Raw genomic sequence first — 25,104 nt, forward strand, 5'->3', positions numbered from 1 at the left:
GAATAAATGCGCCCAAGCCGGCTATATGCGTTATTTTTGTTGGATAAAATCTTCAGGCCGAGTTCAGGCTTGCTGACGACACTGAACGGCGCATTCACCATCCACATTGAGACTGCATTGCATAAGGGGTTCGTCATCACTGCCAACCGTTTCCTGCCGACCGTTCTCGGTGTCGCGCTGGTGATGACGATCAGCCTGGCCCGGGCGGAAGAATTGCCCAGCATTCGACGCTCGGATATTACGGTGTCGCCGGGCAATCGTGCCTTGCAGGGCGAGTTGCTCGATCAGTTACGGCAGTACCGCGATTCACTGCGCGCCATTCAACTGTCCCCCCGCTCCAACCGCCTGGCCGAAGGTGAACGCCAGCGCATGACGCAATGGCTCGATTCGCGCGGCTATTACGACGCCGAGATTCTGCACCGCATCGAAGAAACCGACGACGGCGAACAGCTGCATTACCGTGTCGATACCGGGCCGCGTTATCAGGTGCTGTCGGTCGATATTCAAGGCGTCGAACTGGAATTGCCGGACGACTGGCCGGAAGCCAGCGTCGGTGAACCGCTTGATGCCGAAACCATTCTGGCCGACCAGTCAGCGTTGCAAACCATCGTCGATGACCAGGGCTGTTTCTTTCAATTGTCGCTCAGCCACGAAGTGCGCCTGGTGCCGGAAGAAGCCGGCGGCCATGTGCGCTATCGCGTCAACGCCGGCCAGGTGTCGCGCATCGGCGACGTTCAGTTCCGCGGCGCGGACGAGATCAACGCCGCCTATCTGCTCCGCCAGACCGGCCTGAAAAGCGGCGCCTGTTTCCGCCGTGCCGATCTGGACCAGGCGGTGATCAACCTGTATCAGACACAACTGTTTGCCACGGTGCGTCGTTCATTGAGCCGCGATGCCGACGGCAATGTCCTGGTGACCTTTGATTTAGTACAGCGCTCACCACGCACCATCCGCGCCGGTATCGGCTGGGACACCGATCAGGGCCTGGGTCTGACGCTGGGTTGGGAAAACCGCAATCTGGCGCACCGCGCCCAATGGCTGGAACTGGGCACCAGCCTGCAACAGGAACGCCAGAGCGCAAACGTCATTTTGACGCTGCCGGGCTTCCTGGAAGCGCGCAATACCTTGACGGTGAACAACAGCGCCAGCCACGAAACGCCGGAAGACGACGAGTATTACATCTACGAAAGCCGCGCCACGATCGACCGCCGCGCCTCCAGCCGCGACACCTACAGCTACGGTCTGGCGTACCGGCGCAGTGACGAACGCGTGGACGGCGAATGGAGCACCTTCAGCCTGGTGCGGGTGCCGCTGGCGTATCAATTCGATGGCTCGGCCGGCAGCCTGAACCCGGTTGACGGCAAGCGCTACAACGTCGGCGCCGAGCAGGTGTGGAGTCTGTCCGGCTCCAGCGATCCGTTCTGGATCGGCACCCTGGGTTGGTCCGGGTTCACGCCGGCCAGTGATGAGCTGGTCATCGCCACCCGGGTGGAATGGTTTTCGTTGTGGCCGCTGACCAGGACGGCCGATCTCGACAACGTACCGGCGTCCGACCGCTTACTGGCGGGCGGCGGCGGCTCGGTACGCGGCTACCCGTACCGCTCCATCGGCATCAACGGCACCGACCAGAGCGGCACCCAGCAATGGCAGGGCAGCCTGGAATTGCGCGCTCAGGTCAGTGACAACTGGGGGCTGGTGTTGTTCGCCGACAGTGCCAGCATCAGCGACAACTGGGACCCGACATCCAGCGATCAGGACTGGTACAGCGGCGCCGGCGTTGGCCTGCGCTACTTCACCCGCTTTGCGCCGATCCGCGTCGATGTCGCCATGCCGCTGCGGCCGCGCGAAGGCGACCCCACCTATCAGCTCTACATCAGCCTGGGACAGGCATTCTGATGGCCTGGCGACTGCGACAGGGCGCCGCCCGCGCCTGGCTGATCGGCCTCGGCAGCCTGCTCGGTCTGGTGTTGATACTGGCGCTGACACTCGCCTGGTTGCTGGCCAGCGAAAGCGGCCGGTTGACAGTGCTCAGCCTGGTCGAATACGCGCTGCCCAAAGTCACTCAGCAACATCTGGACACCGAGGGCGCACGCAGCCCATCGCTGGGCGAATGGCATTTTGAACGCCTGAGCTGGCGCAGCGGCGACACCGGCCCGGCCGTAGACGCCACCGATCTGCAACTGCATTGGCAACCCAGTTACCTGTGGCAGAAACGGCTGTGGCTGGAACAACTGAAAGCGGCCGACATCGATGTCCGCATTCCGGCAGCCGAACCCAGCGAAGACAGTGAAGACAACACCGGCAAACCGTTCAGCATTCCCGACGTCGCCGCCCTGTGGGCAAAGCTGCCCAGCGCCCGTCTGGATCAACTCGACGTTGACCGGCTGAGCCTCCAACATCCGGCCCTGCCCGACTTAAGCACTACGGTGCGCGGCGAACTGGCCGTCAACTGGGGCAGCTGGCCGGCCCGGCTGGATGTCACCTTAAGCGAAGGCGACACCAGCGAACTTCGACTTGAAGTCAACGTCGATGCGGTTGACGCCCTGCGCATTCAAGGCGAGCTGAACGCCCCAGCCGACAGCGCCTGGGCGCGTGCCTTCGAGTGGCCGCTGCCACAAGCGGTGACTGGCGAGTGGGATCTGGAGCTGAGCCAACGCCAGGGCCAGATTCAACTGAGCATCGACCAACTGGCGCTGCCCTGGCGCGAGCAATCGCTGCGCGCCAGCGGCGACATCAGCTTCGATCCCAACAACAGCCGATTGTTTTTCTCCGAATTCGACGTCAGCGCCGACGGCCAACCGGCCCGGGTGCACGGTTTCATTCAGGCCGATCGGGCCGATTTATCGCTGCACGCCGATGCTCTGCCGCTGGCACTGGCGCGGCCCTGGCTGCCGCTGGACGGGCTCGACGGCGCGGTCTCGGTTAATGGTCAACTGACCGGCGGCTGGCGCACGCCGCGCTTTGCCGGTAACGCCGCCTTCACCGGCGAATGGCGTGACGAAGCCGTGCAACTGACCACCCGCTCCAGTGCCACACTCAGCGCCGTCACCATCGACCAGCTCGATCTGAGCTGGGGGCCGGCGCAGTTGCAGGCCGTCGGCCGCGTTGACTGGACGCAGCAACGGCTCGATTTAACGCTCGAAGGCCAACACATCGCCGACCGCCATTGGCGCCCCTGGGTGCCGGCCTGGCCCAGCGCCATTCACATCGACGACGCCAACGTCAGCGGCGTGATTAACGGCCCGCTGCGCCAGCCGGTGCTCAATGCCGACCTGAGCGCCAGCGGCGCCTATCAGGACCAGCCGCTGCAATTGCACACGCCGGTGCAACTGAGCGTGCAACAACTGACGCTGGCCGACATCGACCTGCGTTCCGATCTGGGCACAGCAACGGGCCACGCCACGATCGATTTCTCCGCCCTCACGCTGACGGCAAACAGCCGTTTCAGTCAGGTGCATTCCGACTGGCTGCCAGTGTTTGGCGCACGTCTGCCCGGCGATCACGACTGGACCGTTGACGGCCAACTCGACTGGCACGGCGACCTGCGCAACCCCGACGCCGAAGGCGCGCTCAACGTTAAGGGCCAATGGCAGCAGCAACGCCTGCGCGCCGAGGTCGCGGTGAACGCACTGAACCTGCATCGGGTGCAACTGGGCGCCAGCCAGGTCGAACTCGGCGACACCCAAACCGGCATCGAAGGCACAGTGAACTGGCGCGAGCGGCGCATCGATCTGAACGCCACACCGCAAGGCGTCCGCTTAGCCAGCATCCGCCCATTCACACCAGCCTGGCCGACACTGTTCGACGAACTGAGCGGCCAGATTGACGGCCAACTGAGCCTGAACGGCCCCTGGGCCCAACCGCGTTTGCGCTCCGATCTGACACTCAACGGCCAATGGCAAAGCACGCCGTTGAACGCCCATTTGCAGGTTCAGGCGCAGCAACGCCAGCACTGGCAAATTGATCACAGCTGGGTGCGCTGGGGCGACGCCGAAGTGCGCTACGACGGCTGGCTGGAACCCTTCGCACCAGCACTGGACGGCGACTTCGAGGTCCAGGATTTCACCGTCGAGCAACTGCAATTACTGCCGCTGACGTTGCCCGAACCGCTCGACCAACTGACCGGCCTCGCCAACGCCAGCGGTCACATCAGCGGCCCGTTACTGCAACCGACGCTGAGCGACAGCCAGGCCGACTTCACCGGCCAACTGGCGCAAACGCCATTGCAACTGCAACTTGAATTGAACGCCGCCGGCGCGCAGCAACTGGACATCGAACGTCTGCAACTGAACTCCGAATCGGCCGCGCTGACGCTGAGCGGCCAGTACCAGCGAGACAGCCAGACCGTCAATATGGACGCCGATCTGACGCAACTCGACTGGGCCCGCGTCGAACCCTGGCTGCCCGACAACCTGCGTGCGCCGCTCGACACCTTAACCGGCGAAGCCTCCGGCCGACTGTCCGCCCAGGGCCAATGGCCGCAATTAACGCTCGACGGCCAACTGCGCGCCGACGGTCGTTTCCGTGAGCGCAGTTTCTGGTTGAACTGGCACGGCAAAGGCGAGTGGCAAGGTGCACTCGACCACAGCCTCAATCTGCTCTGGGGCGACGCCAAACTGGACGGCGAACTGAGCAGCAGCGGCGAACAACTGGACGGCCAACTCAGCGTCATCGACCTCGACATCGAGCAACTGCGCGCCCTGGGCATACCGCTCGATCGCGGCGTCAGCGGCCGACTGAACGCCGACCTCGGCCTCGCCGGCTCGATGATGGACCCGGCCATCGACTTACAACTGCAAGCCACCGGCCAATGGCAGCCCGTCAACATCGGCCTGACCGAAGCCACCGCCTGGCGCATCGACATCGACGGCGCCGGCCGGCGCGACGACTGGAAACTGACGCGGGCCGAAGCGGATTTAGGCCAGGCCGGCCAGTTGTCACTCAGCGGCGCGGGTTCGATGAACGCCTTAACGCTGAACGGCGACGTTAACATCATCGACAGCCGCTACTGGCTCGCCAACCGACCCGAGTGGGCCGGCGAACTGGCCGGCGATTTCGAACTGACCGGCTCGACCGACAAACCGGAAGTGCGCGCCGATCTCGACTGGCAATCCGAGCGCTGGCCGCTGACGCTGCACCTGGATCTGGACACCCTGGACGGCGAACACCGTCTCAACGCCCGCCTCAACGAAAACGACATCGAGCGTTTGAGCGTCGCCGTGCACACCGCCCAAACCGCGCTCAGCGACTGGAAAGGCGAACCCACCGACCGGCCGTTCAACGCCGAATTCCGTTTCGATACCGACTCCACCGTCTTCGATCCGTTCTTCCAGGGCCGCCCCGATCAGGATTTCAGCGGCCAGTTGCAAGGCCGTCTGACCATCGACGGCAGCCTGACGCAACCGCAATGGAACGGCGATCTGCGCTTAAGCGGCGGCCGCTATGAAAACGCCACCTACGGCGCCGTATTGTCAGACATGAACGGTGAACTGAACGCCGACAACCGCACGCTGCAACTGACGCTCGACGCCAGCGACGACGGCGGCGGCCGCGTCGGTCTGGCCGGTTCCGTGGTGTGGCCGGAAGAGCGCGAAGTCTGGTGGATGCCGGACCTCGATCTGACCATGACCACGCGCAACGCCCACCTGCTGCGCCGCGCCGATATGGACGCCAGCGTCAGCGGCGAAATCAGCGTCGCCGGCCCGTGGCGCGACTTACTTGCCTCCGGCAACGTCGAGGTCTCGCCGTTAACCATCCAGCTCAATTCGCTGCTGCAAAGTGGCGCGCCCAGCCTGAACATCGTGCGCAACGACAGCACCGCCACCGACGAAGACGACGCAGCCGCACCGCGCCCACTGGCACCGCAAGGCCAATGGCAAGTGCGACTGCGCGCCGACCGCCGGGCACAGATTTACGGCCAGGGTCTGGAAGCGGAACTCTCGGGTGAACTCGATTTAAGCGACGAACTGACCAGCCCGCAGGTCGGCGGTCGCTTCCAGGTGATTCGCGGAACCTACACCGCCTTCGGCAAAATCTTCCAGATTACCGACGGCAACATTCAGGTGCAGGGCAGCCAGATTCTGCTCGACATCACCGCCAGCTACAGCAACCCGGAACTGAGCGTCGACCTGCGCATCACCGGCACTCAGGATCAGCTCAACCTGACGCTGACCTCGACACCCGCGCTGGCCAACGACGAACTGCTGGCACGACTGCTGTTCGGCACCAGCCTGAACGAAATGAACGCCGTCCAGGCGTTCCAGCTGGCAACCGCTCTGAACAGCCTGCGCGACCCCAATTCCGGCCTGGACCTGTTCGGCACCACACGCGAACTGCTCGGCCTGGATTCACTGTCGCTCGACAGCGACGTCAACGAAGCCGGCGAAACCGGCGTCAACGTCCAGGCCGGCAAATACCTCTCCGACCAACTCTATCTGCAAGTCGAATCCGGCGTACGCACCGAACAAAGCTTCGCCGGCCGACTGCAATTCCAGGTCACGCCGCAAGTCAGTTTGGAGCTCTACACCAATGGGCAATATGGTTCAGGCGGCTTGGAGTTGAACTGGAGTGAGGATTATTAGGGCGCCGGTGGGCGCCCGGGAGACGCTTGACGGGAGACGGGAGACGCTGAAGTGCTTGCGCCCGGAAGACGCTGGGGTGCTGCGCACCCGGGAGCGGTACGCCGCCCAGACGTGAGACACTAGACCATTAAAACCAGCCCGTCGCCGCTATTTAGCGTCTCCCGTCCGGGCGGCGTACCGCTCCCGTTAAGCGTCTCCCGTTGAAGCCCTGGCGTTAACGCCAGGACTTTAACCCCAACAACTTCTCCCCAAGCTCCGTCAGCTCCGCCCGCCCATACTTCACCTTCTCCCACTCACGCGGATCGCCCGGGAAGGCGTAGCCTTGTGGCGGTTCGCGGTCGCGCCAGGATTGCACGCGCCAGTCGCGCATTTCAGTGTTGGCTTCGTCGGCCGGCACCATGGCGATGTATTGCGCCATGCGCACCCGGTCGGAACGGTTGGGGCGAATGCCGTGCGCCAGCAGCGAGTTGAAGATCAACAGATCGCCGGCGCGCATGGGAATGGACGTCGGTTGCAACTCGCCCAGGTCGGGGCGGTACGGGTCGCGATCAGCCGGTTGGTTGGCGCGCCAGGCGTCGAAATCGCGGAACAGTTCCGGCACGCATTGGAAGCCGCCGGTGTCGTCGTCGGTGTCGCTCAGCGCCAGCACGCCCTGGACGTTAATCGGCAACGGGTCGAGCGTGGTGTTGGCGTCCCAGTGAATAAAGCCGCTGAACGCGCGCTGGCTGTTGTTGGGCGGGTTGAGATTGGCGCGGTCGATGGTGACCCACAAATCCTCGCGGTCCCAGATATCGACAAAGGCGTCGTAGACGCGCGGCGTCTGGCGGTTGGCCCACAGCAGCGGATGGTTGTAGCACTCGACCATGCCGGAGTTGTTCAGCTCGACCATGGCGTGATCGCGGCGCTGATCCTGATACCAGGTCGCGCTGTCGTTCGGGTCCATTTCCTGGAATTCCCACAGCAGCGCGCGGGTGCGTTCGACGGCATCGGCATCGATGGCGTTGCGCACAATCACATAACCGTTGCTCTGCCAGTGCGCGAAATCGGCTTCGCTGAGCACACGCAGCGGCCGCTGTTTGCGCAGGTCGCGCAGTTGCACATCGCCGGTATTGCCGATGGAATTATTGCCCGGGGCGTTGTCGCCGAAGCCGTAGCGGTTGGCGGGTTGAGCACTCATGGAATCACCTTTGCGTCGAGCTTTGTTGTTGGAGTTTGCATTGTGGCTGGCGGCGCGACGGCGTGTTGTTCAAAACGCGCAATGAATGATACTTTCCGATCAACCTTGCCAAGCTCAACGGTCGATATGCATTGCCATGCGCGCCTTCCACGAACACATTGAAACCCCGGCCGACGCCTCCTGGCGCTTCTTTCATCGCCAACTGGACGCCTTGCCATTCGAGTGGCATTTCCACCCGGAATACGAACTGACGCTGACGATCAACAGCGCCGGCAAGCGCTACGTGGGCGACCATCTGGGCAGTTATCAATCGGGCGATCTGGTGTTGATCGGCCCCAACCTGCCGCACTCCTGGCAATCGTTGCAGCGACCCGACCCAGCCGCGCCACACACCGCCTTCGTGCTTTGGTTCAGTCAGGATTGGGTGCAGCGGCTCAGCGCCGGCTTTGCCGAATACCGCGCCTTGCCGGCGTTGCTGAACCGGGCACGCCAGGGTTTGGCGTTCGACGCCGCCACCAGCACGGCGTTGCGGCCCGCCATCGAAGCCTTGGTCGAAGCGCCGCCGCGTCAGCGCCTGGCCGGTTTGCTCGGCATTCTCGACCAACTGCTCAGCGCTCAAGGCCAAACGCTGGCCTCGCCCAGCTTTGCCGCCGAAGGCCCGCCGCCGTCCGATCAGCAACAGCTCAGCGCCGTGCTCGAACAAATTCACCAGCGCTTTGCCGAGCCATTGTCGCTGGCCCAACTGGCCGCCCGGGCGCATACCAGCCCAGCGACGCTGAGCCGGTTTTTTCGGCGCCACATGAAACAAAGCGTGCATCACTATTTGACTCAGGTGCGGCTCGGCCACGCCTGCGCCGATCTGATCGGCAGCGAGCAACCCATCGCGCTGATCGCCGAGCGCAACGGCTTCAGCAATCTGGCTAACTTCAATCGGCTGTTTCGCAAATACCGCGGCGAAACGCCGAGCGAATTGCGCCGCCGTTTTCCGCAGCCGTCGCCCTAACCCAGTCTGGTTTTTTCGCCGACCCTTCACTATGCTGCCCGCCTTCATTGAGCGCGGGGGTTGGGGTGTCGGTCTTCTGGCAATTGCGTTGGTTTTTCCGCGAAGAATGGCGTCGTTATGGCATGGCCGTGCTGGCGCTGGTGGTTGTTGGACTCGCCGTTCTGGTGCCGCCCTGGATCACCGGCCGCATTGTCGATGCCATCGCCGATGGCAGCCTGACCCGGTCGCAATTGCTGACGAACGTTGGCATTGTGCTCGGCGTCGCGCTGGTCAGTTACACCCTGCGGGTGGTGTGGCGTGTGGCGCTCTTTGGTGCCAGTTTTGCGCTCGCCAACCGGCTGCGCCGCGACCTTTATCAACACCTGACGCGCCAGCCGCCGTCCTTCTTCCAACAACACAAAACCGGCGACCTGATGGCGCGCGCCACCAACGATATCCAGGCCGTGGAAATGACCGCCGGCGAAGCCGTGCTGGCGTTATTCGACGGCGCGCTCACGGGCCTGCTGGTGTTGCTGGTGCTGACCACGCAAATCAGTTGGCAACTGACACTGGTGGCGCTGCTGCCCTGGCCGGTGGTCGGTTATTTCATGTGGCGTTTCGGCCAGGAATTGCACAGCTCGTTTCACATCGCCCAGGCGCGTTTCAGCGATCTGAACGACCGGGTGCAGGAAAGCCTCGCCGGTATTCGGCTGATCCGCGCTTTTGGTCGCGAAACCGTCGAAGACGCCGGTTTCAACACCATCGCGCGCGATGCCAACCGCGCCAACCAGTCAGTAGCGCGCACCGATTCCAAATACGATCCGGCCATTTCGCTGGCTATTGGCACGTCGTTTTTTCTCAGCATCGCCGGTGGCGCCTGGCTCATCGTGCACGACCAGATGAGCCTCGGCCATCTGACCAGTTTCACGCTCTATCTGGGCTTTATGGTGTGGCCGATGTTCGCCGTCGGCTGGATGTTGAATCTGGTTGAACGCGGCCAGGCAGCCTATCAGCGCATTCAGGAAATCTTCGACACAGCACCGGCCATCGCCGACACCGGCCAGTTCGACGGCGATGCCGCCCCGGCGTTGCGCATCGACATCGACCATTTTTCGCATCAAGCGGACGGCCCGGCGGTGCTCAGCGACATCCAACTGGACATCGAACCGGGCCAGCTAATCGGCTTGGTCGGGCCGACTGGAGCGGGTAAAACCAGTTTGATCGACTTGATTCTGCGCCTGCACGAAAGCGACGGCGCGCGCATTGCGCTCGACGGCCACCTGCTCGCCGACTACAGCCTGGCGAACCTGCGCCGCCATCTGGCCGTGGTGCCGCAAACGCCCTTCCTGTTTTCTGCCAGCGTCGCGGAAAACATCGCGCTGGCGAAACCGGATGCGAGTGTCGCCGACATCGAAACCGCCGCCAAAATCGCCCAGGTGCACGACGACATCCAGCGCTTTGCCGACGGCTACAGCACTCGCGTTGGCGAACGCGGCGTCACGCTCTCGGGCGGCCAGAAACAACGCATCGCCATGGCGCGGGCGCTGTTGCTCGACGCCCCGGTGCTGGTGCTCGACGACGCCCTGTCGGCGGTCGATCTGGGCACCGAAAAACAGATTCTGGCGCACCTGCAACAGGCCCGCGCCGGCCGCACGACGATCATCGCCTGCCACCGGCTGAGCGCGGTTGAAGCCGCCAACACCATTCTGGTGCTCGATCAGGGCCGGGTGATTGAGCGCGGCACGCACGACGAACTGCTCGCCGCCGACGGCTGGTACCGCCGCACCTACGATTACCAACAGCTCGAACGCACCGTGGAGGACGGCCGATGAACCGCCCCTTTCTGCGTCTGCTGAGTTACGGGCTGGCCTATCGTCGCTTGCTGTTGCAGGCCGTCTTGCTGCTCGCCGTTGCCACCGCCGGCAACGTGCTCGGGCCGTATTTGATCAAGGTGTTTATCGACCGGCATTTAACGCCCGGCGACTGGACCCTCGGCCCCATTGTCGGTCTGGTACTGGCGTACATCACCGCGCAACTGGTGTCGGCGGCGACCTTTTTTCAGCAGGCCATTCGCTTCAACAAGATCGCACTGAACGTGGTGCAGACGATTCGCGAACAGGTGTTTGCGCACGTCATCCGCCTGCCGATGGCGTTCTTCGACCGTACCCCGACCGGCAGCCTGGTCAGCCGCATCACCAACGACACCGAGACGATCAAAGACCTGTACGTCAACGTCATTTCGGTGGTGGTGCAAAACTCCATTCGCATGACCGGCATCCTGATCGCCATGGCGTTACTCGACTGGCATTTGATGTTGATCAGCGCCGCCCTGGTGCCTGGCATCGTTGCCGCCATGGTCGCCTACAGCAAAATCTCGACGCCGGTGTTTCAGCGCGTGCGCACCTTACTGAGCGACATCAACGCCCGACTCAACGAAAGCATTCAGGGCATGAGCGTCATCCAGTTGATGAATCAGCAGGGCGCGTTCAGCAAAGCCTTTGGCAACACCTCGACCGACCACTACCGCGCCAAAATCCGCAACATCTTCATCGACGGCATCATGCTGCGCGCGCTGATCGACTTCCTCTACATGGCGGTGCTGGCAGCGCTGCTGTACGCCTTCGGCATGGATGCCCTGAGCCCGACCGGCGCCATCCAGGTTGGTGTGATCTACGCCTTCTTGAATTACCTGGGCAATTTGACCGAGCCGATGGTCGATATGATTTCGCGGTTGAACCTGTTCCAGCAGGCGCTGGTTTCGGCCGACCGCGTGTTCCAGTTGCTCGACGAACCGATTGTCAGCGCACCCAAACATCCGGAAATGCCCAACAACGCCTCGGTGCAATTCGACATCGAAGTGTTCAGCTACGACGGCCGCCACACCGTATTGCGCGACATCGATCTGCGCATCGAGCCGGGTGCGTTTATCGGCATCGTCGGTCACACCGGCTCAGGCAAGAGCACCTTGATGTCGCTGTTAATGGGCTTTTATCCGATTCAGTTCGGCCAGGTTTTGGTCGGCGGTGTGCCGCTGGAGCGCATCGATCCGGTTGAGCGCAGCCGACGTTTGGGGCTGGTGCAACAAGATCCCTTTATCTTCGCTGGCACCATCGCCGACAACATTCGTCTGGAGCTGCCGCTGAGCGACGCCGACATCGAATCGGCCGCCAGGCAGGCACAACTGCACGACAGCATTGCGCGCATGCCCAACGGCTACCAGACGGTGCTGACCGAACGCGGCAGCAACCTCAGCAGCGGCCAGCGGCAACTGTTGAGCCTGGCGCGAACGCTGGCGCGCCAGCCGGACATCCTGATCCTCGACGAGGCCACCGCCAACATCGACAGCCACACCGAAGCGTTGATACAGCGTTCACTGATGGCGCTGCGCGGACGCGTTACGCTGATCGCCATCGCGCACCGGCTGAGCACAGTAAAAGACGCCGACCGGCTGGTGGTGCTGCACCAGGGCCAGATTCAGCAGATGGGTAACCACCGCGAGCTGATCGCCGAAGAAGGGTTGTACAAGCATCTGTATGAGTTGCAGTTGCGCAAAGACCCGACCGCCGGCGAGGCCCCAACGACGAGCGTCGCGCATTGATTTACATCAAAAGACTTGGCGATTCATCAATAAGTTTTTAAACTTTCAGAAATTTCTGAAACTTGAGTTCACCTTGACCCCAGACCTGGAAAACATAGTCGTGCATTTTGGCGAGATGGGCAGCCGCTGGGGCTTCAACCGCACCGTGGGCCAGATGCTAGCGTTGATCGTGTTGAGCGATCGGCCGCTGTCGGCCGACGACATCGCCGCGTCGCTGAAAGTGTCACGCGGCAATGTCAGTATGGCCGCCAAGGAACTGCACGCCTGGCATCTGGTGCGCACCCACCGCGAACCGGGTGATCGCAAAGATTATCTGGTCGCCGCCGGAACCATCTGGGAACTGGCGCAACAGGTGCTGACGGAACGCAAAAAACGCGAGATGGACCCAACGCTGTCGCTGCTGCGCAGCCAATTGCTCGATGGCAATGAGGATGACCCGCCGAGTCACGCCCGCCAGCAGTTGCAGGAAATTTACGACCTGCTGGAATTGCTCAATCGCAGCTTCGACGACCTACAAAGCCTCACGCCCGAACAGCTCAAGCGTCTGTTGACGTTAGGCACCGGCGTACTCAAATTCACGGACCGGATTCGTCCGGGCAACCGTAACGACTGACGGAGACCACATGGAAGCCGATCTAGCTCAAACCTTGTTGTTGTCGCGCATCCAGTTCGCCGCCAACATCAGCTTTCACATTCTGTTTCCCACCATCACCATCGCGCTGGGCTGGTTGCTGTTCTATTTCAAAATTCGCTCCAACCTGTCGCGCCATCCGGTGTGGATGCGGGTGTACCGTTTCTGGGTGAAGATTTTCGCGCTCACCTTCGCGCTCGGTGTCGTATCCGGCATCACCATGAGTTTCCAGTTCGGCACCAACTGGCCGGGCTACATGGAAACCGTCGGCAACATCGCCGGGCCCTTGCTCGGTTACGAAGTGCTGACCGCCTTCTTTATGGAAGCGACCTTCCTCGGCGTCATGCTGTTCGGCATCCACCGCGTGCCCAACTGGGTGCACACCCTGGCCACTCTTCTGGTCGCCATTGGCACCACGCTGTCAGCGTTCTGGATTCTGGCGCTGAATTCGTGGATGCACACGCCGGCCGGTTTCGAAATGGTCGATGGCGTCGCCATGCCGCTCGACTGGTGGGCGATCATCTTCAACCCGTCGATGCCGTACCGACTGACGCACATGCTGATCGCCTCCGGCTTGACCGCTTCCTTCCTGGTCGCCGGTGTTTCCGCCTACCGACTGCTCAAAGGCGACGTCAAACACGCGCCGCGCGTGGCGCTGAAAACGGCAATGACGGTGGCCGCGGTGCTGATTCCGGCGCAAATCATCGTCGGCGACATGCACGGTCTGAACACCTTTGAACACCAGCCGCAAAAAGTGGCGGCGATGGAAGCGGTGTGGGAAACCGAACGCGGCGCACCGCTGCTGCTGTTTGCCTGGCCGGATGAAACCGACCGCGAAAACCATTTTGAAATTGCCGTACCCAACCTTGCCAGCCTGATTCTGACGCACAAAACCGATGGCGAAATTCGCGGCCTGAACGAATTCGGCGACATGCACCCGCCGGTCAAACCCGTCTTCTTCGGCTTCCGCGTTATGGTCGGTATGGGTCTGCTGATGTTGCTCGTCAGCTGGACAACCTTCTGGCATTTAACCAGCCATCGCACCGACCCGCCGGTCTGGTTGCAACGCGTGTTAGTCGGCATGACATTCGCCGGCTGGATCGCCACGCTGGCCGGCTGGTACGTCACCGAAATCGGTCGCCAGCCGTGGCTGGTCACCGGCGTACTGACCACCGACCAGGCCGTAACCTCCGTGCCCAGCGGCCAGGTTGGCATCTCGCTGACCATGTATCTGTTGCTCTACGCCGGCCTGCTGTTCGCCTACATCCAGACCTTGTTCTACATGGCGCGCAAATCGGTCAAGGTGGAGGAATATGAAATTTCCACCGACATCAATTACCTGAACACCCATCACAACGCGGAGACCGACGCATGATGATTCCCGGTGACTGGCTGCCGTACATTTTTCTGTTTTTGATGGGTCTGGCGGTATTGGTATACGCCGTGCTGGATGGCTACGACCTGGGCGTCGGCATTCTGCTGCCGCTGAACAACGAAGCCCAGCGCGACGGCATGATCGCCTCCATCGGCCCATTCTGGGACGCCAACGAAACCTGGCTGGTGCTGGCCGTCGGCATTCTGTTGATCGCCTTTCCCGAAGCGCACTCGCTGGTGCTGCGCGAGCTGTATCTGCCCGCCGCCATCCTGATGCTCGGCCTGATTCTGCGCGGCGTCTCATTCGACTTCCGCGCCAAAGCCGTCACCGGCCACCGGCATTTCTGGGACATCGCCTTCAAAGTCGGCTCAATCATTTCCGCCACCACCCAAGGCTACATGCTCGGCCGCTACGTGCTCGGTTTTGAAAACAGCACCGTCGCGCACGCCTTTGCCGGCCTGAGCGCCGTCTGCGTTGCCGCCGGTTACGCCTACATCGGCGGCGCCTGGCTGGTCATGAAAACCGAAGGTGACTTACAGGCCCGCGCCGCGCGCTGGTCACGTCGCAGCGGCTGGCTGGCTGCCCTGGGCCTGGCCGCCATCAGCATTCTCAACCCGCTGGTCAGCCCGGCCGTCGCCGAACGCTGGTTCACCTTGCCGGCCGTCATTCTGCTGGTGCCGATTCCGCTGATGTGCCTGGTGATGATCGTCGTCACCGACCAGTATCTGCGTCAGGTGCCCACACGTGGCGACGTCGGCTGCTGGCTGCCATTTGCCGCCACCGCCTTCCTGTTCGTACTCAGCTTTTTCGGCCTGGCCTACAGCTTCTTCCCCGACGTCGTCCCCGGCCGCATCAGCGCCGTCGAAGCCGCCAGCGCCGAAGCCTCACTGCGCTTTATCGGCGTCGGCGTCGCCATCGTATTGCCGCTGATCCTGGCTTATACGATTTATGCGTATCGGGTGTTTTGGGGGAAATCGACGGAGTTGCGTTACCACTGACGTGGTGGGAGACGCTTAACGCTTAACGGAAGACGCTGAATAGCAAACAGGCACCCTTGGGTGCCTGTTTCGTATCTGGCGTCCTGCGTCTTCCGTCAAGCGTCTCCCGTAATAAACTGCTCCACATCAACAATATCATCCTGCTCCGGCAGCAAATGATCCTGCGCATATTTGCGCCATTTTTCGCTGCGTAAAAACAGTTCGAAGACTTCGTGGTCGATGTGATTGTCATCGCGCATGCGGCGCAAAATGGTGAATGCCTGACTCAGTGGCATGGGCGGTTTGTAGGGGCGTTCTTTGGCGGTCAGGGCTTCGAAGATGTCGGCGACACCCATCATGCGGGCGGGGATGGACAGTTGGTCGCGCGTTAGGCCGCGTGGGTAGCCTTTGCCGTCCATGCGTTCGTGGTGGCCGCCGGCGTATTCCGGTACCCGGCGCAGTTTCGGCGGGAACGGCAAGCCTTCAAGGATGTCGATGGTGATGTCGATGTGGCGGTTAATCTCGGCGCGTTCTTCGTTATTGATGGTGCCGCGCGTGATGTTGAGGTTGTACACCTCGTCTTCGGTGAGCAGCGGTTGCAACGCACCGTATGCGTCGGGCCAGGTCTGAGTCGCGATGCGTTCGATGCGCGCTTTGTATTCGTCGGACATGAATTCGCCACCGCGGTTGACCTGTTCGACGAATTCCATGTCATCACGCAGCGCGACTTTTTCGTCGTCGCTTTGCGCCACGGCAATGGCGGCGGCAAAGCGGGCGCGCACGGCTTCAAAACCGTCGTGCAGTTTTTGCAGTTTGCGGCCTTTGTTCAACACGTTTTCCGACGTTGCCAGCTTGCCGCAATCGTGCAACCAGGCCGCGACGTGCAGTTCGTACCATTCGTCGTCGTTCAGATTAAAGTCGGCGAAGGGGCCGTCGGTTTGTTCGCAGGCGGCCTGGGCAATTAATTCGGTCAATACCGGAATGCGCTGGCAGTGCGCCGAGGTGTGCGCCGAACGTACGTCGATGATGCGTGCCAGCGCCTGGATAAAGGCGTCGAGCAGGTTTTTGTGGCTCTGCACCAGCAGTTGGTTGTCGAGCGTCAGGGCGGCGAACTTGACCATGGCCTGAACAGTACCCTGGTCTTCCGGCAGGAAGGCGCGGGTGTTGCCGTCTTCATCGCGGGCGTTGATCAACTGCATCACGCCGATGATGTCGTCTTCATGGTTGAGCAGCGGCAGGGTAAGCATCGACTGGGAACGGTAGCCGTGCTGGGCGTCGAAATGGCGGGTGCCGGTGAAATCGAACATCTCGGCGTCGTAAACGTCGGCGATGTTGACCGCCTGGCGGGTCAGGCCGACATGGGAAGCCACATTGCGGTGGTTGGCTTCGCCTTCTTTATAGAGCGGAATCGGCGGCCAGCCGTTGTCCTGACCTTCGTTGATGACCGCTTCGATGCCGAGCACGGTGTTATGCACCACCGAAAACGCCAGTCGCGAGTTCTGGCCGTCATCAATAAACCGATAAAAGGTGCCACCTTCGGCGCCGGTCAGTTGCCGCGCTTCCCGCAGAATGCGCTGCATCAGGTTGCCGACGCCTTTTTCCTGGGCCAGACGAACCAACAGATCGCTGGTGTTGTCGGCGCTCCATTCGGACGCGGCGGGTACTGCTGCCTCGGAGGGTTTCATCCCATCTCTCCTGCTGCTGCTTCAAGGCCTGAGTCCAGTCTGGTACAGACGGCTTCAGCTGTCCCATTGAAGCTAGCAATCACTCCCATTTGAGTGCTGTGAACTATATCACACCTCTAGGGCTTCACATCGACTTCCTGACCGGCTGCGTTGGAACGCAGCCATCCCCACAAACGCCGCGTGGTGCGGCTCGGGTTGGGTTCACCGAGGAAGGTGCCGTCCGGGGCGTCCTCGATTAATAAATAGTTCTCCAACTGATTGCGCGCCGCCTCGGCTTTGCGCTCGCGGGCGTTGCGTTTGGCCCAGTTACCGTCGTCGAACACCAGATCCAGCACCGGCACCTGCAATTGGCCGATCAGACCCGGCAGATCGGCGCGATTCGGCGTGGCATCGACCATCATCAGCGCATAGCCGAAGTTCTCCGGCGCCGGCCCGGCCACGGCCAGATAGCGCGCCGCCCAGTACGCGCCTTCGCCATAACCGAGCAGAACCAGATTGAGCTGGCCTTCCTGAATCAACCGGTCGATGCCGGCGTTAACGCGCGCCATAGTCAGGCTGTCGAAATCGGCATCGGTGCGGTCGTCCGGTGTGCGGGGCAAGGCAATCGACAAAGTGCTCCAGCCAACATCGGGCAAATACGAACGTGCCTGTTGCAGCCGGAACGGCCAGTCGGGGTTATGGCCCTGGTCGTGCAACAGCAAAATGCCGCCTTGCGGCGTGCCGGTACGCTGTTCGAGCCAGAGGCCGAGAAAGGGTTCGCCGGCAGCATTCAGCTCCACCACTTCTTCACCGCGCAGGGCATTTCGGTAGTAGGTTGCCATGTCAGTGAGGTGGTTTTGATGGGCCTGATCGAGCGCTTCGGCCCAGCCCAGCGCAGGCAACAGCAGCAAGCCCAGCAGCGTCAGAAATCGCCGTTTGACCTGCCCTTGGGCGTCACTACAATGAGCCTTCCGCCCGCCAAGAGACTGCCCACCGATGTCGGATTTTGTCATAGCGCCGTCCATACTCTCCGCCGATTTTGCCCGCCTGGGCGAAGACACCGCTGCCGTTCTGGCCGCTGGCGCCGACTGGGTGCACTTCGATGTGATGGATAACCATTACGTGCCCAACCTGACCATGGGCCCGATGTTCTGCCAGGCGTTGCGCGACTATGGTGTCACGGCACCGCTGGATGTGCATCTGATGGTGTCTCCGGTTGATCGGCTGATTGGCGACTTTATTGAGGCGGGCGCCAGCACCATTCAGTTTCACCCCGAAGCGAGCAATCACATCGACCGTTCACTGCAATTGATCCGCGCTGGCGGCTGCCGCGCTGGTTTAGTGTTCAACCCGGCTACACCGCTCAGTTACCTCGATTACGTGATGGATAAAATCGACCAAGTGCTGATCATGTCGGTCAACCCCGGCTTCGGCGGCCAGAGTTTTATTCCCGCCGCGCTCGATAAAATCGCCCAGGTACGCCAGCGCATCAACGCCAGCGGATTCGACATTCGGCTGGAAGTCGATGGCGGTGTGAAGGTCGACAACATCCGTGCAATCGCCGAAGCCGGCGCCGACACCTTCGTAGCCGGCAGCGCCATTTTTGGCGCCGACGACTACGCCGAACGCATCGCCGCCATGCGCGCTGAACTGGCGGCCGCAAAAGTCGGCTGACCGCCCCATCCAAAACCCAAACCAACGGAGACTCCGTGGACGAATTATTGGTGTTTGACCTCGACGGCACGCTCATCGACGCCGACGAACGCATTTCCGACGTGACCCGTCGTGCCCTCAACGAACTGGACCAGCGCGGCATTGCCTGGACCGTCGCCACCGGCCGCCTGCCACAAGGCGCGCGCGAAGCCCTGCCCGATATGCGCTTCAAGCATCCGCAGGCGTATAAAAACGGCGTACTGATCTGGGACTTGAACGACGACCGTTCAATTCACACCCAACCGCTCGACCGCGACGAATTTCTTGAAGTCTGCAACCGGCTCGACGCCCACGGCATCAACGCCATGGCGAACGTATTGAACGACAACAACCGCATCGGCGCCGCCGTGCGCCATTCCGACAACGAACGCGAACAAAGCTGGGTGCGCTACATGGAAAGCCAGGCGCTCGACATTCAGCGCCACAACGATTTCAACACCATTCGCGGCACGGTGTTCAACATCTTCGCGCTCACCGAAAACGCACGCGTGCTGTACATGGCCGAAGAGCTGGCCGACATTCCCGGCATACAGGTTTACGCCGGTGCCGATATGTATCACGACGGTTATTACTGGCTCGACATTCACCACGTTGAAGGCACCAAAGGCGACGCAGTGAAATACCTGCAACAACAAACCGGCGCCAAACGTCTGGTCTGTTTTGGCGATTCCGACAACGACATCGCCATGTTCGAACGCGCCGACGAAGCCTACGCCATGGCAAATGGCCTGCCGGAATTAAAAGCCGTCGCCACTCGAACCATTGGCAAAAATACCGACCACGCCATCGCCTATTTCCTGGCCGAGCGCTACGGATTTTCGCTGTGAGTTTAAAAGCGGTCTTGTTCGATCTCGATGGCACGCTGGTCGACAGCGTGCCGGGTTTGGCGGAAGCGGTGAATGGCGTTTTGCTCGAACAAGGCGCGCCAGTTTGCAGCGAAGAAGACGTTCGGGTTTGGGTTGGCAACGGCCCGCAAAAACTGATCGAACGCGCGCTGCAATTCCGGCACATTTCGATGCCTTCCGAACAGGCACTCGAACGCTTCCGGCATTACTACAACCGAACCCTCGGCAACGCCGTTTGCTACCCCGGCGTGCGCGAAGGCCTGGCGCAATTAAAAGCCGCCGGTTTAAAACTCGCCTGCGTCACCAACAAATCGTCGCACTACACCGAACCCTTTTTGCGCCAGTTGGAATTAACGGACACTTTCGACCTGGTGTTGTGCGGCGACGAAGTAGACCGCCCCAAACCCGACCCGCAAAGCCTGCAAATTATCTGCGACCGTTTTGCAATATCACCGGCCGACGCCGTTATGGTTGGCGATTCGGTAAACGATTTAATTCCGGCCGAAAAAATCGCCATGCCGCGCATCGCGGTCAGCTACGGTTACCACCAAAACAAGCCACTGGATGAGCACCAACCGCTGCAAATTTGTGATGAATTTTCAGCCGTTGTTGAGCTGTGTTTGAGTTAAGAATTTTTCAATAAAAAAGGGCGCCGAAGCGCCCTTTTTTATTGCGAAAAATCAGACTCTGTTACCGGAAGATCGGTTCCCCGAGCGACGGTTTCCAGACGGGCGATTGCGATTCGCACCATCACTCGAACTGCCACTGCTCGAACGGCTGTTGCCTGAATTTCGATTGCCCGAATTACTGTTACCCGAGCTGCGGTTGCCGGAACGATTGCCTTCCGAACGACGACCATCGCGCGATTGTCCGTCCCGGCGCTGGCCCTGGCCGCCGTTGCGCGAGCGGCTGTTGCCGTTGCCACCGCCATTGCCATTCGGGCGACGCGGTTTGTCGTCGGCACGGGCTTCGGGTACGTTTTGGTCGGGCTCGAAACCGTCGAGTGTGGTGCGTTGAATTTTCTGCTTGGTCAGCCGTTCAATCGCCGCCAGCAATTTGGCTTCGTCGGCACTGACCAACGAATAAGCTTTGCCGGTGGCGCCAGCGCGGCCGGTGCGGCCAATGCGATGCACGTAATCTTCCGGCACGTTGGGCAGATCGAAGTTGACCACTTGCGGCAGTTGGTCGATGTCGATGCCGCGCGCGGCGATGTCGGTGGCGACCAGAATATGAATCTTGCCGGCTTTGAACCCTTCCAGCGCTTTGGTGCGGGCGTTCTGGCTTTTGTTGCCGTGAATCGCCGCCGAGCGGATGCCGTTCTTTTCCAGATGCTCGCTCAGGCGGTTGGCGCCGTGCTTGGTTTTGGTGAACACCAGCGCCTGGCGCCAGTTGCCATCCTGAATCAGTTGCGTCAGCAGCGCCGGTTTGCGTTTTTTATCGACGGTGTACACCGTCTGGCTGACGGTTTTCACCGTCGAGTTGCGCGGGCTGACGTCGATCTCGACCGGGTCGTTCACCAGGCCTTTGGCCAGGGCGCGAATCTCGTCGGAGAACGTCGCCGAGAACAGCAGGTTCTGGCGTTTGGCCGGCAGCAGTTTGAGGATTTTTTTGATGTCGTGGATGAAACCCATGTCGAGCATGCGGTCGGCTTCGTCCAGCACCAGCACTTCCAGATCGTTAAAGCGAACGGCGTTCTGGCTGTGCAAGTCGAGCAGGCGGCCCGGCGTGGCAATCAATACATCCACACCTGAGCGCAGCGCTTTCATCTGCGGGTTGATGCTGACACCACCAAACACCACGGCCGAGCGCATCGGCAGGTATTTGCTGTAGGCGGTGACGTTTTCGCCAACCTGAGCGGCGAGTTCCCGCGTGGGCGTCAGAATCAGCGCACGGGCGCGATTGCTGCCGGCGCGTTGGCCTTCACTGAGGCGGTGCAACAACGGCAGCGTAAAACCGGCAGTCTTACCGGTGCCGGTCTGGGCGGCGGCCATTACATCGCGGCCTTTGAGCACGGCGGGAATGGCTTGAGCCTGGATGGGGGAAGGTGTTTCGTAACCTTGATCGGCCACGGCTTTCAACAACGGGGTGGCCAGGCCCAAAGGGGCAAAACTCATCGTGAGGGGAAGTCTCTTATGGAAGCTGAAAAATCCCGCTGGACAGCGGAGGGCGTGCACTTTACCCCAAGGGACGGTTCGGCACCATGACGACGTTCAAATCCTGACAAATAATTTTAGTCATTAGCTATTAAAAGTATTCGATTAATAAATTCACACTAACTCAACGGGTCGTCTAAGCTGTCGTCTAAGCTGATTGCAACGCCTCAGCCAACCCCGACAGAGGGCACTACGATGACGACAACAACCCACACCAAACCGACCTTCTGGAAAGCCTACGCCGTGCTGCTCAAACACCCGCTTTATTTGGGGCAGTTCTGAACACCAGCCTGGGTGCGGGAAACTGCGCCCCAACAATGGCCGCCAACGCCAGCGTAAATCCCAGCCATTGCCAGGCCGACAGCGCTTGGCCCAACACCCACCAACCCAGCAAGGTTGCCACCACCGGCGACAGCAAACCGAGAAACGACACCGAACTGACCGGCAGCAAACCGATGCCGCGAAACCACAGCCAGTACGCAATCACCGACCCCGGCACCGCCAGCCAGAGGTAACCGGCCAGCGCCCGCGCATCCAGGCTTGGCGGCACACCTTCAAGCCACAGCGCCAACGGCAGCAGCAATAAACCACCGGCAATAAACTGCCAGGCGGTGAGCGCCAGCACGCTGTCGGGCTTGCCCCAACGCCGGGTCAGCACCACGCCAGTGCCCATGGAAACGGTGCCGAGTAATCCGGCCAGCAGGCCAACCGGGTCGAGCCAGAGTTCGCCGTTCAACACCAGCAAGGCGACGCCAGCAACACCGGCCAAGCCCCAACCCAGCCGCCAGAGCGTCGGCGTTTGGGCCAACACCAGCCAGGCCAGAACCGCAACCCACAACGGCTGCACCGCGCCCAGCGTGGCCGCCACGCCACCGGGCAGGCGATACGCCGCGACAAACAACAAGGCGAAAAAGGCACCGATGTTCAGCACACCCAAACCCGCCGAACGCCACCACCAGACGCCTTGAGGCAAACGCCGCACCCACAGCAACAACGCCAGCCCGGCCGGCAGCGACCGCACCGCGCCCGCCAGGAACGGCCGATCCGGCGGCAGAAATTCAGTGGTCACCAGATAGGTCGTGCCCCACACCATGGGTGCGTATGCGGTGACGAGCGTGAGCAGCCAAAGCGGTTGGGAAATTCTGGTGCGGGTCATTTCAACCTCAACGCTAAATTGTTTAACGTTAAAATGTTAGGTCGATGCTAGACTAACGTCAAACAGTTCAACGTTAAGGAATGTTATGCGTGACGGCGTCGATGAGATTTTGAAACAGTGGCAACGCGAACGGCCGGACGTCGATACCGGGCCGATGGGCGTTATCGGCCGGTTATCGCGGGTGACCCGTTTGATCGAAAACCGATTGCGCGAATCCTTCGCCCAGCAAGGCTTGCAACCGCACGAATTCGACATTCTGGCAACGCTGCGCCGCGCCGGTGCGCCCTATCAGTTAACGGCCGGGCAACTGATGCAGGCGTCGATGGTCACCTCCGGCGCCATAACCAACCGCATCGACCGGCTGGTCAGCAAGGGTTGGGTGGAACGCGAAACCGACCCGGACAACCGCCGCTCGGTGAACATTCGCTTGTCGGATTCGGGGCGCGAAAAAGTCGATGCGGCGCTGGCGCAACATCTGGCGACCGAAGCCAGCCTGCTAACATCACTGAGCACCACCGAGCAGATTCAGCTCACCCGGTTGCTGCGCACCCTGTCGATTGATCTGGGTGACCGGCCGCTTGGTGAATCCTGAAGCTCAGCCGTTCTGAAAGGCAGAACCACGGCGTTACTCCCGTCTATATACAGTTCCGCTATCGCTCTCTAATCTGCCCCCTACCGTGCACAACCTAATAACTATTTTTAAATCAGGACGGAGGGAAATCCATGGCGGTTTTGATTCTCGGTTTGGTGTTATTTCTGGGCGTCCATTCGGTGCGCATTGTTGCGCCCCAATGGCGTTTATCCATGCTCGAACGACTCGGAGAGCAAGGCTGGAAAGGCCTTTATACGGTGGTGTCGTTAGCAGGCTTTGCGTTGTTGGTTTGGGGTTACAGCCTGGCGCGGTTGTCGCCCACCTGGCTGTGGGTCAGCCCGGCCTGGACTTACCACGTTACCGCCTTGCTGATGTTGGTGGCGTTCATCTTACTGGCCGCCGCTTACGTGCCCGGCAACCGCATCAAAGCCAAGCTCGGCCACCCGATGTTACTGGCAACCAAAACCTGGGCGTTCGCGCATTTGCTCAGCAACGGTACGCTGGCGGATTTGGTCTTGTTCGGCAGCTTCCTGGTCTGGGCCATTGCCGACTTTGCCGTTTCGCGCCGTCGTGACCGCACCGAAGGCGTCACTTACCCGGTGCTGGGCATCGGCCGTGATGCGGCGGCCATTGTCGTGGGCGTTGTCGCTTACGTTGTGTTCGCTTTGTGGCTGCACGGTTTGCTGATTGGCGTGCGTCCGTTCGGTTAAGCCAACAACTTAGCGTGCTGCCTTGGTCAATCGGGCAGCACGCTGTCTTGCGGTTGTGTTGAGAGCGTTTCAATCAGCACATCCAACATGGCGGACGCGGCCACCGACAGGCTTGAACGCGGCTTGCACACCACCCCAACACGCCGCCGGATTTCCGGTGCCACCACCGGCCGACACAGCGCCCCCTGTTCCGTCACTTGCTGACGACACAACGCCGGCACCACCGCTACCCCAACGCCCTCGCTGACCATGCGTCCGACCGTCGCCAGTTGGTGAGCGTCGAATGCGACCTCCAGTTGAATATCCGCCTGGCTCAACGTCTGCTCGATCATGGCGCGCACACTGGACGGGCGCTGCAAGGTGATGAAATCGAACTGCATCAGTTCGCGCCAGGACACTTGCTCAAGCACGGCCAACGGGTGCGCCGGCGGCAGGATGGCAATAAACCGATCTTCAAACAGCGGATAGAACGCCAACTCCGACGCCTGATACGGCTCGAACGATACCCCCAACTCCACCTGATTCTGACTGACCAGATCGACCACGGTGTCGGACAACACGTCCTCCACCGCCACCCGAACCTGAGGGTAGGAATGGTGATAATGGCGAATGGCGCGCGGCAATAACGAGGCCGCAAAAGATGGCATGGCGGCAATCTTGATGCGCCCCTGTTGCAGCTTGAAGCGCTGCTTCATTTCCTCTTCGGCGTTGTCCCATTGCGTTAAAAGACGCCGCGCCAGGCTCAGCAACACCTCGCCTTCGGGGGTGAGCGCCAGCGTCCGGGTGGTTCGGGTTAACAGGCGCCCGCCCAGGTCCTGCTCCAGATTCTTGATCGCCAGACTCAGCGCCGGTTGCGACAGGTGCAGCCGCTGCGCTGCGTCGGCAAAACTCATGGCTTCGGCAACGGCCACAAAGGCGCGGACTTGTTTGGGGTTCATTATTTTATTTTT

The 25,104-nt window shown here is 61.2% G+C and carries 19 protein-coding genes; 13 read left to right on the top strand and 6 right to left on the bottom strand.

The genetic code is table 11. The annotated features are described in order from the left end of the window. Positions 1-69 precede the first annotated feature (69 nt). Together DW349_RS15825 and DW349_RS15830 are read left to right on the top strand one after the other, a co-directional pair. Positions 70-1,896: an autotransporter assembly complex protein TamA gene (locus tag DW349_RS15825; protein WP_162824653.1), complete on the top strand. Its 1,827-nt coding sequence runs from the start codon at positions 70-72 to the stop codon at positions 1,894-1,896. Further along, positions 1,896-6,581 (top strand): translocation/assembly module TamB domain-containing protein, encoded by a 4,686-nt coding sequence (locus DW349_RS15830; protein ID WP_108124153.1) that lies wholly within the window; start codon positions 1,896-1,898, stop codon positions 6,579-6,581. Before DW349_RS15825 ends, DW349_RS15830 begins: the two co-directional genes overlap by 1 nt. Before the next feature lie 214 nt (positions 6,582-6,795). Here the strand turns inward: DW349_RS15830 and DW349_RS15835 are convergent, their stop codons facing one another. Beyond that, complete coding sequence (locus tag DW349_RS15835) at positions 6,796-7,758, bottom strand: phytanoyl-CoA dioxygenase family protein (RefSeq protein ID WP_108124154.1); 963 nt, start codon at positions 7,756-7,758, stop codon at positions 6,796-6,798. A gap of 136 nt (positions 7,759-7,894) precedes the next feature. Between DW349_RS15835 and DW349_RS15840 the strand changes: the two genes are divergently transcribed. From DW349_RS15840 to DW349_RS15865, 6 genes are all read left to right on the top strand, one after another. Then, on the top strand, positions 7,895-8,761 hold the full coding sequence (locus DW349_RS15840; protein WP_108124155.1) for a helix-turn-helix domain-containing protein: 867 nt from the start codon (positions 7,895-7,897) through the stop codon (positions 8,759-8,761). A gap of 65 nt (positions 8,762-8,826) precedes the next feature. Beyond that, entirely contained in the window at positions 8,827-10,572 is a 1,746-nt protein-coding gene (locus DW349_RS15845) for an ABC transporter transmembrane domain-containing protein (RefSeq protein WP_108124156.1), read from the top strand. After that, complete coding sequence (locus DW349_RS15850) at positions 10,569-12,338, top strand: ABC transporter ATP-binding protein (protein WP_108124157.1); 1,770 nt, start codon at positions 10,569-10,571, stop codon at positions 12,336-12,338. Before DW349_RS15845 ends, DW349_RS15850 begins: the two co-directional genes overlap by 4 nt. A gap of 73 nt (positions 12,339-12,411) precedes the next feature. After that, positions 12,412-12,951, top strand: a complete 540-nt coding sequence (locus DW349_RS15855) for a GbsR/MarR family transcriptional regulator (RefSeq protein ID WP_232819266.1) — start codon at positions 12,412-12,414, stop codon at positions 12,949-12,951. A 10-nt stretch (positions 12,952-12,961) separates the two neighbouring features. Then, positions 12,962-14,344: a cytochrome ubiquinol oxidase subunit I gene (locus tag DW349_RS15860; protein WP_108124158.1), complete on the top strand. Its 1,383-nt coding sequence runs from the start codon at positions 12,962-12,964 to the stop codon at positions 14,342-14,344. Next, a complete protein-coding gene (locus DW349_RS15865; protein WP_108124159.1) occupies positions 14,341-15,342 on the top strand; it encodes a cytochrome d ubiquinol oxidase subunit II in 1,002 nt (333 codons plus the stop codon). The genes DW349_RS15860 and DW349_RS15865 overlap by 4 nt, the downstream gene beginning before the upstream one ends. Positions 15,343-15,437: 95 nt before the next feature. On the opposite strand, the gene DW349_RS15870 is transcribed toward DW349_RS15865, so the two are convergent. Together DW349_RS15870 and DW349_RS15875 are read right to left on the bottom strand one after the other, a co-directional pair. Further along, the gene (locus DW349_RS15870) at positions 15,438-17,006 is read right to left on the bottom strand and encodes an HD-GYP domain-containing protein (RefSeq protein ID WP_108124160.1); all 1,569 of its coding nucleotides are present in this window, start codon (positions 17,004-17,006) and stop codon (positions 15,438-15,440) included. 116 nt (positions 17,007-17,122) lie between these two features. Next, a complete protein-coding gene (locus DW349_RS15875) occupies positions 17,123-17,998 on the bottom strand; it encodes a DUF3530 family protein (protein ID WP_162824654.1) in 876 nt (291 codons plus the stop codon). Between DW349_RS15875 and rpe the strand changes: the two genes are divergently transcribed. From rpe to DW349_RS15890, 3 genes are read left to right on the top strand one after another with little or no spacing between them, the layout of a single operon-like run. Further along, positions 17,982-18,659: a ribulose-phosphate 3-epimerase gene (gene rpe, locus DW349_RS15880; RefSeq protein ID WP_108124162.1), complete on the top strand. Its 678-nt coding sequence runs from the start codon at positions 17,982-17,984 to the stop codon at positions 18,657-18,659. The genes DW349_RS15875 and rpe overlap by 17 nt on opposite strands. A gap of 35 nt (positions 18,660-18,694) precedes the next feature. Next, positions 18,695-19,525, top strand: coding sequence for an HAD-IIB family hydrolase (locus DW349_RS15885; protein ID WP_157954226.1), 831 nt, complete (start codon positions 18,695-18,697; stop codon positions 19,523-19,525). Then, positions 19,522-20,172 (top strand): HAD-IA family hydrolase, encoded by a 651-nt coding sequence (locus tag DW349_RS15890; RefSeq protein ID WP_157954227.1) that lies wholly within the window; start codon positions 19,522-19,524, stop codon positions 20,170-20,172. The genes DW349_RS15885 and DW349_RS15890 overlap by 4 nt, the downstream gene beginning before the upstream one ends. A gap of 51 nt (positions 20,173-20,223) precedes the next feature. Here the strand turns inward: DW349_RS15890 and DW349_RS15895 are convergent, their stop codons facing one another. Together DW349_RS15895 and DW349_RS15900 are read right to left on the bottom strand one after the other, a co-directional pair. Further along, the gene (locus tag DW349_RS15895) at positions 20,224-21,657 is read right to left on the bottom strand and encodes a DEAD/DEAH box helicase (protein WP_108124165.1); all 1,434 of its coding nucleotides are present in this window, start codon (positions 21,655-21,657) and stop codon (positions 20,224-20,226) included. Positions 21,658-21,946: 289 nt separating this feature from the next. Next, on the bottom strand, positions 21,947-22,852 hold the full coding sequence (locus DW349_RS15900) for an EamA family transporter (protein ID WP_108124166.1): 906 nt from the start codon (positions 22,850-22,852) through the stop codon (positions 21,947-21,949). A gap of 85 nt (positions 22,853-22,937) precedes the next feature. Between DW349_RS15900 and DW349_RS15905 the strand changes: the two genes are divergently transcribed. Together DW349_RS15905 and DW349_RS15910 are read left to right on the top strand one after the other, a co-directional pair. Continuing rightward, the gene (locus tag DW349_RS15905; RefSeq protein WP_108124167.1) at positions 22,938-23,444 is read left to right on the top strand and encodes a MarR family winged helix-turn-helix transcriptional regulator; all 507 of its coding nucleotides are present in this window, start codon (positions 22,938-22,940) and stop codon (positions 23,442-23,444) included. A 131-nt stretch (positions 23,445-23,575) separates the two neighbouring features. Further along, positions 23,576-24,154 (top strand): NnrU family protein, encoded by a 579-nt coding sequence (locus tag DW349_RS15910; RefSeq protein WP_108124168.1) that lies wholly within the window; start codon positions 23,576-23,578, stop codon positions 24,152-24,154. 26 nt (positions 24,155-24,180) lie between these two features. Here the strand turns inward: DW349_RS15910 and DW349_RS15915 are convergent, their stop codons facing one another. Beyond that, a complete protein-coding gene (locus DW349_RS15915; protein ID WP_108124169.1) occupies positions 24,181-25,092 on the bottom strand; it encodes a LysR family transcriptional regulator in 912 nt (303 codons plus the stop codon). Between the last annotated feature and the right edge of the window lie 12 nt (positions 25,093-25,104).

The sequence above is a fragment of the Saccharospirillum mangrovi genome (assembly GCF_003367315.1).
GTDB lineage: Bacteria > Pseudomonadota > Gammaproteobacteria > Pseudomonadales > Natronospirillaceae > Saccharospirillum > Saccharospirillum mangrovi.

Bases quoted from the DNA above. Each gene is read 5' to 3' on its own strand.
- DW349_RS15850 (WP_108124157.1), top strand. From the start codon at position 10,569: ATGAACCGCCCCTTTCTGCGTCTGCTGAGTTACGGGCTGGCCTATCGT.
- DW349_RS15875 (WP_162824654.1), bottom strand. From the start codon at position 17,998: ATGACAAAATCCGACATCGGTGGGCAGTCTCTTGGCGGGCGGAAGGCT.
- DW349_RS15865 (WP_108124159.1), top strand. From the start codon at position 14,341: ATGATGATTCCCGGTGACTGGCTGCCGTACATTTTTCTGTTTTTGATG.
- DW349_RS15870 (WP_108124160.1), bottom strand. From the start codon at position 17,006: ATGAAACCCTCCGAGGCAGCAGTACCCGCCGCGTCCGAATGGAGCGCC.
- DW349_RS15895 (WP_108124165.1), bottom strand. From the start codon at position 21,657: ATGAGTTTTGCCCCTTTGGGCCTGGCCACCCCGTTGTTGAAAGCCGTG.
- DW349_RS15910 (WP_108124168.1), top strand. From the start codon at position 23,576: ATGGCGGTTTTGATTCTCGGTTTGGTGTTATTTCTGGGCGTCCATTCG.
- DW349_RS15840 (WP_108124155.1), top strand. From the start codon at position 7,895: ATGCGCGCCTTCCACGAACACATTGAAACCCCGGCCGACGCCTCCTGG.
- DW349_RS15915 (WP_108124169.1), bottom strand. From the start codon at position 25,092: ATGAACCCCAAACAAGTCCGCGCCTTTGTGGCCGTTGCCGAAGCCATG.
- DW349_RS15905 (WP_108124167.1), top strand. From the start codon at position 22,938: ATGCGTGACGGCGTCGATGAGATTTTGAAACAGTGGCAACGCGAACGG.
- DW349_RS15835 (WP_108124154.1), bottom strand. From the start codon at position 7,758: ATGAGTGCTCAACCCGCCAACCGCTACGGCTTCGGCGACAACGCCCCG.
- DW349_RS15830 (WP_108124153.1), top strand. From the start codon at position 1,896: ATGGCCTGGCGACTGCGACAGGGCGCCGCCCGCGCCTGGCTGATCGGC.
- DW349_RS15900 (WP_108124166.1), bottom strand. From the start codon at position 22,852: ATGACCCGCACCAGAATTTCCCAACCGCTTTGGCTGCTCACGCTCGTC.
- rpe (WP_108124162.1), top strand. From the start codon at position 17,982: ATGTCGGATTTTGTCATAGCGCCGTCCATACTCTCCGCCGATTTTGCC.
- DW349_RS15860 (WP_108124158.1), top strand. From the start codon at position 12,962: ATGGAAGCCGATCTAGCTCAAACCTTGTTGTTGTCGCGCATCCAGTTC.